We start from the raw sequence: 14,680 nt of genomic DNA on the forward strand, positions 1-14,680 counted from the left end.
GCGTAAAGGTAGCACCTGAATGATGAAATAAAGTTAATGGATTGTCTTTTCTAGCTTTATTTTGATTTATTGTTTCGAATTTACCAAAAAATCTCTGAAAATTTTATATTAATTTGCCGCATTTACCAATTGGCGATAGATTTTTGGTAGAGCCTGCGAGAGCCGGGCCGCATTACCAACGATGTGATAGGCTCCTCGACCAAAGATTGTCGGGAAATAGTCTTTGGCCTCTTGATCGATGGTGACACCAAAGACTGTGATACCTTTACGACGACATTCCTGAACTGCTTTTCTGGCGTCTTCAATACCGTAGCGACCTTCGTAATGGTCGACATCGTTGGGCTTACCGTCAGTTAGAACCAGCATGAGTTTCTGTTTGTTGGGACGATTTTCAAGTTCTTCGCCCATAACCCTGATAGCGGCACCAATACGGGTATAATAGCCCGGTTTCAACGCACCAATGCGTTGCATGACTTTATCATTCAGCGGTTCGTCAAAACCCTTAACCCGATCCAGACGGATATAGTGACGTTTGCGAGAGGTAAAGGTATGAATGGACAGATCATCACCTGCGGCATCCAATCCGTTCGCAAGAATAGCAAGGGATTCTTTTTCCACATCAATCACGCGACGATCATCCAGCCAACTGTCTGTTGAAAGAGAAACATCCATCAAAATAGAAACGGCAATATCACGATCAATCTTTCGCGTATTGAGATAAATTCGATCAGAACAGATACCGCTTGCCTTTAAGTCTCCACGTGCTCGAACCAGAGCTTCGATATCAAGGTCATTGCCTTCGGGTTGTGAGCGTAAAAGTTTACGATCATTTCTAAAGGCTTCAAACTGTCGACGGACCAGACGGATACGTTTGCCAGCTTCCTTGCCCAGTTCCCAGCCTGTATCTTCGTCCGATGCTTCGCGCATGGTAATAGCGCAATAGTCTGGTAAAAAGGTATTCTTGCGATAGTGCCATTCGTGAACCGTTCGTTTTGCTTCAATCCGGCTTTCATCCAGCTCGTTCGCTGGTAAATCCAGATCCATTTTGATCTGGGTCGCAACTTTTTCTTCGTGATTGCTCAGGGTGATACGGTCTATATCATCGGCTGTTTCCAGCGCGTCTTCTTCTTCGTCTTCTTTGATATTTCTGTCGAGGTTGATTACATCAGACACGGCCATGAGCTTGTCGTAAACGCTGACAAAAAAACCATCACCTTTTTGTGTCTGGTCCAGTTCTTGGCGTTCTGCGCGGCGCTTTTTATTATCCCGGGATTGTTTGTTCGCGCCGCCACCGCTTTCGGTTTCGGAAGAACTATTGGCACTGGCAGTCGGGATAACTTCCCCCCATAAAGGGATAGGTAGGAAGGGACGATAATTTTGTTTAGCTTGCTCAAAACCGCTGAGGTCCAGATTGCTCAAAGATGGGCATTGTATAATTGCAAGATACAGCTTGGATCGATCAGTAAAAGTCGTGGTCCGGTTTTCTAACCCTTGCCTTTTTGAGTTTTGTGCCAGCAAGTAAAGAATCACATCTTCAAGGGCTTTTTCCTGATCGGGCAGGTAATCTCGCTTGGGGCGTAGCTCTAGCAGGTTATGACATAGTGTTCCATAGACTTTCTGAAGGCCTGGCAATTCGTCCAAAATAAATTGTGTCACTTGATACGTTTGGCGAATAAAAAGGATATCAGCTAACAATGGATTGCTGGCATCAACGGGCTTTTCGTTTTGATGTTGGGAAAAGAAAGCAGCCAGCCAGAGATAGAGATCTCTGTTGAGAGACCGTTGAGGAAAAAGGGCAATTTGGTCCGGCAGCATCATGGTCCGCCCATCAAGTGTCGGGCGGGATAGCTTTTCAATATCTATGCCCAATTTTTGACGAAAAGAAAGGCGGTGGCTGGATTTTTCATTGCCACTCGCCGCAATCTCAATGGCATTTTCGCCCCCCAAAGCACGAAAAAAAACGCTCAGCAGAACCTTTACGTCATCAAGGATCACAGCCTGATCGGCAAAAGAAGGGTAGCTTTCTGCGTTGGCAATAAGCTTGTGCCATTGTCGGCCAACAAACTCTTCTACCTCTATCAGTTCCATTATGCCCATGGTGTGACGTCCTGCTTTGCTCTGTATTTATTCGTACAAACTTGGAAAACTTGGAGGTGATGACATTCAGTTATCCGAAGCTGACCCGCACCACTTCTTCCAAACCCTGTTTGACGTCGTATTCGTCTGTTAAAGGTTCAATCATAGCGTGGCGGATAGCTTCGTCATAGCTTAACCCCGCCTGTATCAGAGTTGCGCAATAGACCAGAAGACGGGTTGATACGCCTTCTTCCAGATCTTGTCCCTTCATATCGCGAAGCTTGCGGGCAAGCCGGACAAGGCCCATGGTTCGATCCGGGTCAAGGCCGCTTTCGGTTGACACAATGCGTGTTTCAGTTTGGGCATCTGGAAAGTCAAATTCAGCAGCGATAAAGCGTTGTCGTGTACTGGGCTTGAGGCTTTTCATCATGTTTTGGTACCCGGGGTTATAAGAAACCACGAGCATAAAATCATCTGGCGCTTCCAACATCTCGCCAGTCCGTTCCAAAGGCAGTAACCGTCGATCATCGGTAAGAGGGTGAAGGACGACGGCGACGTCTTTGCGTGCTTCGACCACTTCATCCAGATAACAGATACCGCCTTCACGGACTGCTTTGGTTAGGGGGCCATCTGTCCAAACAGTATCGCCGCCCTTGAGAAGGTAACGTCCGGTCAGATCAGAAGCTGAAAGATCATCGTGACAGGAAACAGTGTGAAGTGGCACGCCGATTTGATGAGCCATATGGCTGACAAAACGCGTTTTACCACACCCCGTTGGTCCTTTGAGCAACAGGGGAAGCTTGTTTTTGAAAGCCTGTTCAAAAAGAAGGCACTCATTTGCCGTTGGTTCATAATAAGGTTGTGACTGTGCCATAACAAACACCTGTTTAAAAAATGAAGTAACGAATAATTTTTATTTTTAAGGGGCTGATTGGGGCTCGAACATCCGAGCCCCAATGCCATGAACAACGCTGTTATTCAGCAGGTTGTTGTGCTGTCGCATTTGCCTGTTGCTCTTCTTTTCTTGGAACAAGAAGGGCATAGACAATGATAAACGCACCAATGACAACGACCAGACCAGAACCAAGTCGCAGTTGATAGAAGAACATCATCTGATCCTGTACATCCATATAGGACTCACCCAGAAAACGCTGGACGTGAGACTGGATAACCCCGGCAAAAGTCAGGGTAAAAGTCATGAAGGCAACCCCGGAAGAACAGATCCAAAAGCCCCACATGTTAAGTGTCTGGTTGTAAGGTTCTCTGCCCAGTAGTTTTGGCAAGGCATAGGTGATAATCGCCAAGTTGACCATGACATAGGCACCATAGAAAGCGAGGTGACCATGGGCCGCCGTAACCTGAGTACCGTGGGTGTAGTAGTTCACGTTGGCAAGGGTATGGAGAAAGCCCCAGACGCCGGCACCAAAGAACGCAAACACGGAACAACCAAGTGCCCAGAGAATAGCGGCGTGATTTGGATGTTTCCGACCACCTTTCCAGACCATATAGAAGGTAAAGAGAACCATGGCAAAGAATGGAGCGACTTCCAATGTTGAAAAGACAGATCCGATCCACTGCCAGTAACCCGGTGTCCCTATCCAGTAATAGTGGTGACCTGTTCCCAGCAACCCAGTGAAAAGTGCCAGACTGACAATCAGATAAAGCCATTTTTCAACAATCTCACGGTCAACACCTGTCATCTTGATCATCAAGAAGGCAAGGATAGACGCCATGATAAGCTCCCAGACACCTTCAACCCACAGATGGACCACGAACCACCAGAATACCTTGTCGAGGACGAGGTTGACGGGATTGTAGAAGGCAAAAAGGAAGAGAAGGGCAACCATCCACAAGCCGATCACGAGGATCATGGAGACAGCTGTCTTCCTGCCCTTAAGCACAGTCATGCTGAGATTAAAGAGGAAGATCAACATCACGCCGACAATGGCAATTTTGATCCATAGGGGTTGTTCAAGGAACTCACGTCCGCCGTGAACGCCGAAAATGTAGCCTATGATTGCTGCGGCACCGCCCCCCAGAAATAGCCAGAACTGCAACTTTGCAAGGAAAGGGCTGTAAATTTCTGTTTCTGCTTCTTCGGGGACCAGATAATAGGCTGCCCCCATAAAGCCCATCAGCAACCAGACAATCAGACTGTTGGTATGGATCATACGAATGATATTAAAGGGGAGTGTTTCAGCCAAAAGATTTGGCCACACATAAACAGCCCCTGCCAAGGCCCCAAAGGTTACTTGGGAAAGGAATAAAACGAGTGCACCGACAAAATAGTAGAGTGCGACTTTTTGAGTTTGATATTTCATAAGATAGTCCCCCGGCTCACCCTTCTTCGTTTGGTGGCCAATTTTGGGTATTGATCCCGTTGGTCCACTTGAAGAATTCGACAAGGGCGTCCAATTCCTCTTCATTGAGGTCAAAGTTCGGCATTTGGCGGCGGCCTTCGACACCTGTTGGCTGTGACTTCATCCATTCCTTGATGTAGTCAGCAGCACTTTCAGCATCTTCTTCGCCCCCACGGCGTGCCCAAACGTTCCCGAGTTCCGGTGCGAAATAGGCACCTTCGCCAAGAAGGCTGTGACAGTTAATACAGGAATGCCGTTCCCATACTTCTTTACCAAGGGCAACTTGCTCGTTGATGTCTTCCGCATTTGATGTTTCAGGATCAGTTGCGTAATTCACCGAGTGGATGACGAGACCTATAAAGATCACGGCAAAGAAAATTGTCCCTCCGTAGAAGATGTTCCGGGCGGCGCTGATTGATAAGCGCTCATTCATAATGGATCTCCCAACTTGCTAGACAGATGCAAAAGATCGCGACTGACTGTCATCAATCTTTCCACCAAACCTATAGATACATTCACGCTGCATCTTTTGATTTGACGTTGGTCAAGTGAGTAGATGGTGCCTGTGTCTTTTTAGTAGGGAAATTTTTATGAATTTATTAGAGGAAAAAACATATCTACTTAATAAATCACTTATTAACTCTCATTCTATATTAATCAGATGTTTAGGGGATTAGGTGGCGATGCCATGAAGTGGCTCATTATTTTATTTTTTTGTAGTTATGCCAGTTATGTGCAAGCGCAGACGGTTTTTACAACACGTGCGCCAGAAAGCGATGGTGACCAAAGACAGGAATACGTCAGAAAGGTGTTTGAGCTTTCTTTGCAAAAGACAGAGGCAGGATATGGCCCCTATATTCTAAAGCTAGCGCCCCCCAGCTCAACAATGAAACGTTCGTTAGTTGATGTGAGGCGAGAGGCGTATGAAAATTTTTTCGTCAGAGATTCCGTTTCCAAGAAAAGCTTGTCCGAACTTGAAGCTGTTCCTTTTCCTGTCGACCTTGGAATTGCTGGATATAGGGCTGCTTTCGTCGCGAAGAAAAATTTGTTGCAATCTGTAAAGACGTTGGGTGATTTAAAGAAACATACGGTTGTTCAAGGGCTTGGCTGGTTAGATACCCAAATACTCAGGTCAAATGGCTTTAATGTTGAAACCGCAGGCTCGTATGATGGGATGTTCAAGATTGTTGCGAATGGTCGTTCTGATCTATTTTTACGTGGAGTAAATGAGCTTTTGGCCGAATGGACGACATATCAGCATATTCCGGGCCTTACCTATGACGAGCACGTTTTATTGTATTATCCGCTGCCTCGTTTCTTCTTTACTTCAAAGAAAAATAAAGAAGCGGCCAAAAGGGTGTATAAGGGGCTTGTTATGGCCTATGAAGATGGCTCTTTGCATAGTCTGTGGCAGCAATACTATGGACCCAGTATTGATTTTGTAAATTTAAAGTCCCGTCGCTTTTTTGAAATCGAAAATCCCTTTTTAGAGGGGATAGATGACAGCTACAAAAAGTACCTGTACCGACCGTAATATTCACACGCTAGTGCATCTTTCTGATGCATGTTTCCCTACGAATAATGACAATTTTTAAGACTCCAAATATAATTTGGTGACTGCGTCAAAATGTACCATTTTTAAATTATCTTTTTAAAAACAAATGTTTAGTCTTTCGGGATTTTGTGAAAAGCGATCCAGCCCATTCTTCTTGCTCAAAGTCAAATCACTGATAGGAAATTTGGATTAATTCTTGGTCGTGAGTTGATATTAGGACGGCTCGCGAAAGAGGCCTATCCCTTCCTGTAAACCTAAGGGGTCACAAGAGTTCTGGCAGAGAACGGAACCTTATCTAGGAGCAAGATCATGGAAAAAAATAACGATAAAACAATGGATCGTCGCAGCTTTTTGCGGGGCACAACACTAGCTTCAACGGGTGCTGCTTTGGGCGCGATTACACTTGCTGGTCAGGCCAGCGCCTCTGGTTTGACAGTGAAGCCACAAACAGAGCCGGAATACGATCAGGTTGCGAGCGCAGAAGTTAAGGTATCAGCATCTCTAAGCGAAGCAGAAATTGCAAAGCTACCACGCGTAAAACAGAAAATGGTCGCTCCGCCCTTTGCACCAAAACATGATCAGGTGGCGAAAGGTGGGCCCAAAGTAGTTGAGGTTACTTTGACTGTCAAAGAAATGCCCTGGAAACTTGATGACGAGGCAGAGACGATTGCGCTGACGTTCAACGGCAGTGTTCCTGGCCCTTTGATCGTTGTTCACGAAGGGGATTATGTGGAAGTCACAATGGAGAACCCCGAAACCAGCGCGATGGAGCACAATGTTGATTTCCACGCTGCAACGGGTGCTTTGGGCGGTGGTGGCTTGACCCACGTGTTACCGGGTGAGACAGCTATCCTGCGCTGGAAAGCGACAAAACCGGGGGCCTTTGTATATCACTGTGCACCGGGCGGATCTATGATCCCTTACCATGTAATCAAGGGAATGAATGGCGCGGTTGTTGTTCTGCCCCGTGATGGCCTGACAGATGGGCGCGGTAATCCAATCACCTATGATAAAATGTATTACATCGGCGAACAGGACTTCTACGTACCAAAAGATGAAAACGGCAACTATATGAAGTTCTCTGAAGCTGGTGAAGATTTTTCTGAAGTTATGGAAGTTGCCCGGGGTTTGATCCCGACACATGAGGTCTTTAACGGTAAAGTCGGTGCGCTGACGGGTGAAGGGGCGATGACGGCCAAGGTTGGTGAAAAGGTTCTCTTTATCCATTCCCAGGCAAATAGAGACTGTCGCCCGCACCTGATCGGCGGACACTGGAATTTCTCTTGGGAAGCTGGGTCTTTTAGTGATGTTCCCGGACGCGGACATGAAACCGCGATCATCCGTGGCGGTTCCGCAGGGGCCTTTCATTACGAGTTCGAACAACCGGGTGTTTATGCCTATGTCAATCACAACCTGATTGAAGCAACTGAACTTGGTGCTGTCGCCCACATGGTGGTTGAGGGCGAGTGGAACGATGATTTGATGAAGCAAATCAAGAAAGGGGACGAGACTGCCTAAGCAAAGTTTGGCATAAGCCAAGAGTGGCTTGGCGCTGATTTACCCAGATATTTGGGGTGATGTGATGATAAACAGTAAGTATATCTTTGTAACCTTGTTACTTGGTCTCGTTATCGGCGGTGGTGCACTGGTTTTGAAAGAGCACCATGCGGAAAAGAGTAGACTGGATGCTGTTTTAGCTGAAAATCCGGCATATCACCCCAAGTTGGTTAAGGTTGAATTAGAGCCAAATGCCACATCTGGTTACACAGAGCCAAAAACGATATTTGTTACCTATTCAGAAGTTACGATTGCACATTGGCAAGCATGTTACGATGATGGTGGGTGCAGTTATCAGCCAAAGATGCGCGAGAATGAAACCCCTCAGCATCCTGTAACTCAGGTGAGCTATTTCGATGCAGAAGAATTCATTCGTTGGATTTCACTGAAAACCGGACAGGCCTTTCGATTGCCGCTGGAATCTGAATGGAATTATTTTTCCCGTGATGTGATCAGCCCCCCAAAAAAGCTTTTTGATGATCCCAGATTGGCCTGGGCTGCAGACTACGTCACCTTTAGCAGCCGCCCAAAATCCAGCAAGACCAAAATTGTTGGTGGGTACGGTGAAAATCAATACGGGTTGGTCGATCTAAAAGGGAATGTATGGGAGTGGACGCAAACTTGTTGGAGCACTGATTACAGCGATCTGACAACATCAAAGGAACGCAGCGAGGCCTGTGGCGGTGTACGCATTATGCAGGGGGAACACAGATCCTATCAGTCTGAATTGATTAGGGACCCTAAGATTGGTGGATGTTCTGTTGGATCACCACCTAACAACGTTGGCTTTCGTCTTGTGTTGGAACAAAAGGTGTAAGGGGTGAATACGTGAGGGGCGATCGCTGATTTATGATCCCTGATTATTTCTGCTCAAGTATTAAAGTAAGAAAATCCCCTTGATCATCGCTGTGCTTTGTTTCTGAAACGCTGGTCCATCCACGTTGTGACAGTACGTCGTTGAATTTTGTTGAGAACCGCTTGATCTCTACACCGAAATAATCGGTATCAAGGGATGTATCCATAAAACGTAAAACTTCAAGAAGGTCATTGGGATAGTCAAAAGACCTGACATCAATGGTTATGATGTCATCGTCAAAGCGAAAGGTTGCCTTGGCGGGCTGTGTGGATTTTTCTTTTTCTGATAAGGGTGCATCGCGATGGATGTGGAATAGCCACCCATCTTTTGTTTCTTTGCGATCAATAATACATCCCAGCTTGGTCAGTTTTAGTCGCAAGGGGATCGGGTCAAAATTCGATTGCAATATCACCTGTGTTTCTTGCTCAGCCTCAAAGAGAATGCCAGTGACAACATCAACAGGTATCTGACCAGCTGCGATTAAATCTTCGACCCTGAGGTAGTGACAATTTTCGTCATCTTTATCGGAAGTAATCTCGTTATCCATAGCAGATCAGTCCTGGTTGGTGACGCATCACGTGCTTATGCAGACATCAAGAGCTTGTTTTCGTCAAACACATAGCCAAATCCCGCGCAATACTGACGAAGTTTATCGGGATCAGTAATGATAACTTCTTGCCCCTCGCACACGATACCAGCATCTTCCAGACGACGAAGTACCCGTGAAAAACTCGCGGGATCTATACCTACATTGCTTGCCATGGTTTGTTTACAGCGGGGTAAGTTTCCGGACCCTTTCCATTTGTTGCTTTCGTAGAGCGACAGCAACTTTGACGCAACACGCTGGCAGGGGGAAAGGCTTTTGAGTATTTTAATCTCGCTGATAAGGAATTGTTGCCGTTTAATCAGGGCGCTTAACAGATGCAAGGATGCTTCTGGATCGCTTGATATTTTTTTCTCGAACAGGGATTTAGAGACTTTAACTATCGCCGATTTTGGCATTGCTGTTCCGTTGATTGGAAACTCCCCAAGACCAAGCATGGCTGCTTCGGCAAAGCTTTCACCGGGTTCGACAATACGGACAAGACTTTGTGCGCCGTCAGCGGTCAGGATTGTCAGATGAACTTCGCCGGACAAGAGAATATAAAACCCGTCAGCCTCATCACCAGCCATAAACAGGTCGGTTTGGTTTTCGTAAAAGGTTCCCGATGTATTTTCAAACAACCCCTGTAGAAGATTAGACGGGAGCTGAGAAAAAATAGCAACATTGTTCAGGGTCTGAAGCTCGCTATCCCCAATGGCAAAATGTTTCATGTTAAGAGCCTCTACCTTTTGCAGGACTATTTCTTGAAGTGTTATTGTCAGGTGTCAAACTTTTAAACAAAAGAATAGCCACAGTAATCTGCAAGCATTTCAATATCTGTTATCACAACCTGATTACCGGGTTGTGTATTTACACCGATTTTCTTCAATTTTGCAAAGGTTCGTGACAAGGTTTCGGGTGACATACCAAGCTTATCAGCAATAACACGTTTGTCGTAAGGTAGGGTGACGATATCATCGCCGTCCTCTTTTCCTGATAGTCCTAACAAAAACATGCTCAGCCTTTCGGCTGTTGAGCGCATCTTCAGATCCGCAATCTGGGTCATCAAAGAATGCATGTTAAGAGAAATGCTGCCCATCATCCGAAAGAGAAGCACAGGATCTTCGAGTAAAATTCGCCTAAGAACATCACCGGGAATAACGCGAGTTTCAACTTCGTCCAATGCGATACAGGTGAAGTTATTCAAGGCTGATCGTGTGATCGACTCCTCGCCAAAAGCACTGCCCGGACCGAGAACATCAATAGTTGATTTTTTATCGCCACAAGTGGAATTCAGGACAAGCCGTACATAGCCGTCTTCAAGGACATAAAAATTTTCGGCCTTTTCACCGAATTTTACAATTGTTGCCCCCGCAGGAAAAGTTTCTATACGGCTAAGGGGTAAGAGAACTTTTTTTTTTCTGCGGCCAATTCCAGAAAAGGAGAATGAAAAGGGTTCTCCTTGGATGTATGCGGTTGTTGCGGCATGCCGATTGATCTCCTTCTCCGGCTACATTTTGGCACCGGACATAGTTTGGGCACAGGGCATAATTGAGCACTGATTTTGAACGAGAGTACTCTATTTTTTTCGGCGCGAACTTGATTTGGATCAAGCCCAAAGAATCAGGGTAGCAAGAGTATAATCAAAGTAATAGGGGGCGCTATTGCTGAATGGTGGCAAGTTTTATGGCCAAGGCAATAAAAACAACGCCAGCAGTCTTATTCATTATGGTCTGTGCTTTTGATGATCGTTGTAAATATTCGCCAACGGCACCAGCCAGAAAGGCTATGCCCCCAAAAACCAGAATGGTGGAAAGAATAAAGAAGCCCCCAAGCTGGATCATCTGTAACGACATGCTTCCACGGGTTGGGTCGGCAAATTGGGGCAAGAAGGACAGGAAGAAAATCGATACCTTGGGGTTGGTTACGTTCATGATGATCCCCCGCTGGTAAAGTTTGAAGTATCCGACTTTTTGTGCGCGATTTTGTTTGTGCTGATCGACAGTAATATTTTCTGTTTTTGCGCGGAAAGCCCCCCATGCCAGATAAAGCAGATAAAGGGCACCGATAATCTTCAGAACGTTGAACGCAGTTGGCGAGGCTTTGAATATTGCCGCCACGCCCAAAGCAACGGCTGTGGTGTGGACGAGAACCCCTGTACAAAGTCCTAATACCACCAGAATTCCCGCCAACTTCCCATTCAAAGCAGATTGGGTCAGCACAAAAATATTATCGGGCCCGGGTGTTAAGGCTAGTAAAATACAAAGCGGAAAGAAAAGCGCGATGACGTCAAGGGTTAGCACGGGCAAGTTCCAATTTCTGGGTTGCGATAGGTCTGGAATTTTTGATGAATTCTGGTTTTTGGAAGATCACGTTGTCGTAACAGGCACAGTGGGGAAGGGCCCTTTGGCATTCTTCATCAATGTGAAGATCTGGTTCGGCAACAGAACTTCTCACCTCAAATGCCTGGTTTAAATAGACCTGATCTTAATAATCAGATGCTATAAACTGTGTCTGGTACTAACAGAACATTTACCACCTAAAGTTAAAGGGGTGAATGCTTCTGTGTTCCTATTACTTACGGAACAACGTGATCTCCTTGTGCGTATTTTTAAAGGCTTTTGGTTCTTTCACAATAAAATGCTAATAAATGTTCACTATACGAACATGGTTTTGCTTCAGCGCTTTTTCATGATGTTAAATTTGGGATGACTTAGTTCGAGATATTAAGCCCCGGACATTAACCTGAGGTCAGCAAGGCCAGAACAGCAAGCCAGAGAAGCTGATAGAGGTCTTAAATCGGAGTATGGGATGAGGACGGTTTTTTCTTATGGATGGTGAGGTTCATAAACCTGTGAGGGCGCTTTCACGGGGATTAACACTTTTGCAGGTTTTGAACAGAGAGGGGCCTTTACCTGTTCAGGAGCTTGCCCGATTGAGTGGGCTAAACCGAACAACAGTCTATCGTTTGTTAGAAACCTTGGAACGGGATGGTTTTGTACAGTCTGGTGCTCTTTCTTCTTCGCTTTGGCACTTAACGATGGAAGTTAAATCTCTTAGCGAGGGGTATGATCATCGCGACTGGGTGACACAACTGGGCGCACCTGTGTTGGGACGTTTGCTGAAAAAGGTTGTTTGGCCAACTGACTTGGCTGCGTTTGATGGTAAGGGCATGCTGATACGCGAAACAACGCATAAATTCAGCCCGCTTTCAAATCACAGATCTATGGTTGGTGTCAGGTGGCCTGTTCTTTCTTCATCTCTGGGTCGAGCTTTTTTCTGTTTTTCTAACGAGAAAACGCGAGCATCAATCCTGCGGGTTCTTCGGGCATCTGATGATCCTGGGGATCGTATGGCGCGGGATCAGACCCATGTTGATAATCTGGTAAGGATCACCAGAGAACGCGGGTATTCGCAAAGTATCGATGAAACGGCGCAGGGAATTTCGTCAATCGCCAGACCTGTATTTTACCGGGGGCAAGTCGTAGCTTCAATTAATATGGTGTTTTTTTCCTCTGCCCTGTCCCCCAAGGTTGCGGCAGATAAACACTTGTCTGATATTAACGACGCCGTCGCCGAGTTAGAGGGAAGCCTGTTGGACAGTAGCGACGTCTTTAAACAACAATTGGAAGATAGGGCCTATTAACGTTAAGATCAAAAATTGTGTGGTTATGAAAAGGAGCTGATTGCTTCTTACTTTCTTGTTCCATTCTGGCTTCTACCATTATGGCTTGTGATAGTCCCGGACTGAATAATGCCTGATCTTTATGCTTTTTTTTGTTCGTGTTATGCTACGTTACGAAGAGATATAATTTCGAAGTCACTTTTGTATTGGCCTTCTTGTTTCGCCAGTACATTCCCTAAGTTCATTCTGAACACCCGTTTGGAAATAATTTCTGAAGCTTATTTTAATAAGAATTAAGTCTGAAAAATCTGGGAGGAAATTTTATGTGTGATGCGTGTGTAATCGAGGCCGTCAAAGAAAAGATGTTATCCCGTCGGGATCTGTTTCGAAAAGCTGCTGTCACTGCGGCTGCCACTGCGGCTGCCACTGGTGCGATAGGTGTTGTCGGTGGGGCTGCCTCTGTTGGCTCAACGACGCCCGTTATGGCAGCGGGTGCCAGTAAAGTCGAAGACATGACCCATGAACTTCACGAAGATTTCCCGACTTATTTCGGGGAACAGGGCTTTTTCAAAGAACAGAAATTTAACTATGCCGAGCACAAGTTCAACCTGTTTGAATTAAAAGTGAATGAACACACTGGGACACATTTGGATGCACCGCTGCATTTTTCAGAAAATGGTCAATCTGTAGCCGAAATTCCGGTGGAAAATTTGGTGGTTCCCCTCTGCGTTGTTGATATCAGAGAAAAAGCAGTGGCAAATGCCGATGCACAGGTTACGCCCGATGATATCAAGGCATGGGTTTCTAAAAATGGTCCTATTCCGGACCGGGCTTGTGTTGCCATGAATTCTGGTTGGGATAAATTTGCTGACAGTGATAAGTTCCGAAATGTTGGCAGTGATGAAAAGATGCATTTTCCGGGCTTTCATGTTGAAGCCGCGCAGATGCTAATGGAAACCAATGCTGTTGGGTTGGCTGTGGACAGTCTGTCGCTGGATTACGGTCAGTCCGGTGATTTTGCGACCCATTATGCCTGGTTGCCAACCAACCGTTGGGGCATTGAATGCCTTGCCAATCTGGACAAGGTTCCGGAAAACGGCGCGACATTGGTTGTCGGGGCACCAAAACATCGTGGCGGTACAGGTGGCCCATCTCGTATTTTTGCGATGGTCTAGGGGGTTTTACCCTACAAGCCTATTCAGTGTTAAAATTGACGGGGCGTTGTTCTTTCCAAGCAGAGGAAAAAACAACGCCAGTACTAAACGCCCGTACTATATGTAAAATAATATGCTATATCCGCGCCACGTTTATACAGCGTGGTGAGACCAAGCATTGGAAAATGTATGCAGATTATTATTTTGCCCGAAATTTTTGGGCGAACGTCCTTTATTACGGCATTAGAGACGCAATTTCTCGATCGGGAATTTGCGGTGCAGACGCTTGATCCCTACGGCGGGAAGCAACCTGTTTTTGATAACGAACAGCATGCCTATGATCATTTCATGAACGAATGTGGTTATGATGGCTATCTGAATTTGTTGCAAAGAATGATCAACGAAACAGAGGGGCCGGTGTTTCTTATGGGGTTTAGCGTGGGGGCATCGACAGCATGGCGGATCTTGGGAAATGTTGCCTATGCAAATAAGGTCAAACGCTTTGTTGGTTTTTATCCCGGCCAGATACGGCATTATCTTTCTGTTTACCCCATATGTCCTGCGACATTGATTTTTCCAAAGACTGAAACCCACTTTTCCGTCCAGGATGTCATGAAGTCGGTGGCTGAAAAAGACAGTGTAACTTGTTATCAAAGCGATGCTGGGCATGGATTTTTGAACCCCAATTCTGTGAACTTTGTGCCCGAATTATCAACGAAATTTTTAGATGCTTTTAAAGGTTCCAATCCTGAAAACATTGACACGGTCTTGGACAGCTATTTTTTGACGTCTTTTCAGGAGCCTGTGTGTGGTTGAAAATAGGGTAAATAGCTTTGGTAAATGATGTTTGATAAAGACTTCTGGAAAATTTATAGAATTCGTTGTTCCTGCGAAGAGAGATTTTATCTTGTATC

The 14,680-nt window shown here is 45.8% G+C and carries 14 protein-coding genes; 6 read left to right on the top strand and 8 right to left on the bottom strand.

Going from position 1 to position 14,680, the window contains the following annotated elements:
* Positions 1–108: 108 nt before the first annotated feature.
* The 4 genes from ACN0W5_RS17485 to ACN0W5_RS17500 form a co-directional block, all read right to left on the bottom strand.
* The gene (locus ACN0W5_RS17485; protein ID WP_417455370.1) at positions 109–2,097 is read right to left on the bottom strand and encodes a nitric oxide reductase activation protein NorD; all 1,989 of its coding nucleotides are present in this window, start codon (positions 2,095–2,097) and stop codon (positions 109–111) included.
* Positions 2,098–2,167: 70 nt separating this feature from the next.
* The gene (locus ACN0W5_RS17490; RefSeq protein WP_299381531.1) at positions 2,168–2,950 is read right to left on the bottom strand and encodes a CbbQ/NirQ/NorQ/GpvN family protein; all 783 of its coding nucleotides are present in this window, start codon (positions 2,948–2,950) and stop codon (positions 2,168–2,170) included.
* Positions 2,951–3,050: 100 nt separating this feature from the next.
* A complete protein-coding gene (locus ACN0W5_RS17495) occupies positions 3,051–4,397 on the bottom strand; it encodes a cbb3-type cytochrome c oxidase subunit I (protein WP_417455371.1) in 1,347 nt (448 codons plus the stop codon).
* A gap of 16 nt (positions 4,398–4,413) precedes the next feature.
* Complete coding sequence (locus ACN0W5_RS17500; protein ID WP_299381537.1) at positions 4,414–4,869, bottom strand: c-type cytochrome; 456 nt, start codon at positions 4,867–4,869, stop codon at positions 4,414–4,416.
* A 255-nt stretch (positions 4,870–5,124) separates the two neighbouring features.
* Between ACN0W5_RS17500 and ACN0W5_RS17505 the strand changes: the two genes are divergently transcribed.
* The 3 genes from ACN0W5_RS17505 (at position 5,125) to ACN0W5_RS17515 (ending at position 8,365) form a co-directional block, all read left to right on the top strand.
* A complete protein-coding gene (locus ACN0W5_RS17505) occupies positions 5,125–5,970 on the top strand; it encodes a hypothetical protein (RefSeq protein WP_417455372.1) in 846 nt (281 codons plus the stop codon).
* 330 nt (positions 5,971–6,300) lie between these two features.
* Positions 6,301–7,509, top strand: coding sequence for a copper-containing nitrite reductase (nirK, locus tag ACN0W5_RS17510; RefSeq protein WP_417455373.1), 1,209 nt, complete (start codon positions 6,301–6,303; stop codon positions 7,507–7,509).
* A gap of 64 nt (positions 7,510–7,573) precedes the next feature.
* On the top strand, positions 7,574–8,365 hold the full coding sequence (locus ACN0W5_RS17515) for a formylglycine-generating enzyme family protein (RefSeq protein ID WP_417455374.1): 792 nt from the start codon (positions 7,574–7,576) through the stop codon (positions 8,363–8,365).
* A 43-nt stretch (positions 8,366–8,408) separates the two neighbouring features.
* Here ACN0W5_RS17515 and ACN0W5_RS17520 read toward each other — a convergent pair whose 3' ends face one another.
* From ACN0W5_RS17520 to ACN0W5_RS17535, 4 genes are all read right to left on the bottom strand, one after another.
* A complete protein-coding gene (locus tag ACN0W5_RS17520; protein ID WP_417455375.1) occupies positions 8,409–8,951 on the bottom strand; it encodes a hypothetical protein in 543 nt (180 codons plus the stop codon).
* Between the two features lie 35 nt (positions 8,952–8,986).
* A complete protein-coding gene (locus ACN0W5_RS17525) occupies positions 8,987–9,718 on the bottom strand; it encodes a Crp/Fnr family transcriptional regulator (RefSeq protein WP_417455376.1) in 732 nt (243 codons plus the stop codon).
* Positions 9,719–9,780: 62 nt separating this feature from the next.
* Complete coding sequence (locus ACN0W5_RS17530) at positions 9,781–10,485, bottom strand: Crp/Fnr family transcriptional regulator (protein ID WP_417455498.1); 705 nt, start codon at positions 10,483–10,485, stop codon at positions 9,781–9,783.
* Positions 10,486–10,648: 163 nt separating this feature from the next.
* A complete protein-coding gene (locus ACN0W5_RS17535; RefSeq protein WP_417455377.1) occupies positions 10,649–11,290 on the bottom strand; it encodes a LysE family translocator in 642 nt (213 codons plus the stop codon).
* Between the two features lie 527 nt (positions 11,291–11,817).
* Between ACN0W5_RS17535 and ACN0W5_RS17540 the strand changes: the two genes are divergently transcribed.
* The 3 genes from ACN0W5_RS17540 to ACN0W5_RS17550 all read left to right on the top strand — a co-directional run bounded on the left by ACN0W5_RS17540 (position 11,818) and on the right by ACN0W5_RS17550 (position 14,582).
* Complete coding sequence (locus ACN0W5_RS17540; protein WP_417455378.1) at positions 11,818–12,633, top strand: helix-turn-helix domain-containing protein; 816 nt, start codon at positions 11,818–11,820, stop codon at positions 12,631–12,633.
* A 302-nt stretch (positions 12,634–12,935) separates the two neighbouring features.
* Complete coding sequence (locus tag ACN0W5_RS17545) at positions 12,936–13,787, top strand: cyclase family protein (protein ID WP_417455379.1); 852 nt, start codon at positions 12,936–12,938, stop codon at positions 13,785–13,787.
* A 168-nt stretch (positions 13,788–13,955) separates the two neighbouring features.
* Positions 13,956–14,582 carry a dienelactone hydrolase family protein gene (locus ACN0W5_RS17550; protein WP_417455380.1) on the top strand — a complete coding sequence of 209 codons (627 nt, stop codon included), beginning with the start codon at positions 13,956–13,958 and terminating at the stop codon, positions 14,580–14,582.
* The last annotated feature ends 98 nt before the right edge of the window (positions 14,583–14,680 follow it).

Origin of the sequence: Kiloniella sp., assembly GCF_048270245.1 — a bacterium.
In the GTDB taxonomy this organism is placed as follows: domain Bacteria; phylum Pseudomonadota; class Alphaproteobacteria; order Kiloniellales; family Kiloniellaceae; genus Kiloniella.

Bases quoted from the DNA above. Each gene is read 5' to 3' on its own strand.
- ACN0W5_RS17485 (WP_417455370.1), bottom strand. From the start codon at position 2,097: ATGGGCATAATGGAACTGATAGAGGTAGAAGAGTTTGTTGGCCGACAA.
- ACN0W5_RS17490 (WP_299381531.1), bottom strand. From the start codon at position 2,950: ATGGCACAGTCACAACCTTATTATGAACCAACGGCAAATGAGTGCCTT.
- ACN0W5_RS17495 (WP_417455371.1), bottom strand. From the start codon at position 4,397: ATGAAATATCAAACTCAAAAAGTCGCACTCTACTATTTTGTCGGTGCA.
- ACN0W5_RS17500 (WP_299381537.1), bottom strand. From the start codon at position 4,869: ATGAATGAGCGCTTATCAATCAGCGCCGCCCGGAACATCTTCTACGGA.
- ACN0W5_RS17505 (WP_417455372.1), top strand. From the start codon at position 5,125: ATGAAGTGGCTCATTATTTTATTTTTTTGTAGTTATGCCAGTTATGTG.
- nirK (WP_417455373.1), top strand. From the start codon at position 6,301: ATGGAAAAAAATAACGATAAAACAATGGATCGTCGCAGCTTTTTGCGG.
- ACN0W5_RS17515 (WP_417455374.1), top strand. From the start codon at position 7,574: ATGATAAACAGTAAGTATATCTTTGTAACCTTGTTACTTGGTCTCGTT.
- ACN0W5_RS17520 (WP_417455375.1), bottom strand. From the start codon at position 8,951: ATGGATAACGAGATTACTTCCGATAAAGATGACGAAAATTGTCACTAC.
- ACN0W5_RS17525 (WP_417455376.1), bottom strand. From the start codon at position 9,718: ATGAAACATTTTGCCATTGGGGATAGCGAGCTTCAGACCCTGAACAAT.
- ACN0W5_RS17540 (WP_417455378.1), top strand. From the start codon at position 11,818: ATGGATGGTGAGGTTCATAAACCTGTGAGGGCGCTTTCACGGGGATTA.
- ACN0W5_RS17545 (WP_417455379.1), top strand. From the start codon at position 12,936: ATGTGTGATGCGTGTGTAATCGAGGCCGTCAAAGAAAAGATGTTATCC.
- ACN0W5_RS17550 (WP_417455380.1), top strand. From the start codon at position 13,956: ATGCAGATTATTATTTTGCCCGAAATTTTTGGGCGAACGTCCTTTATT.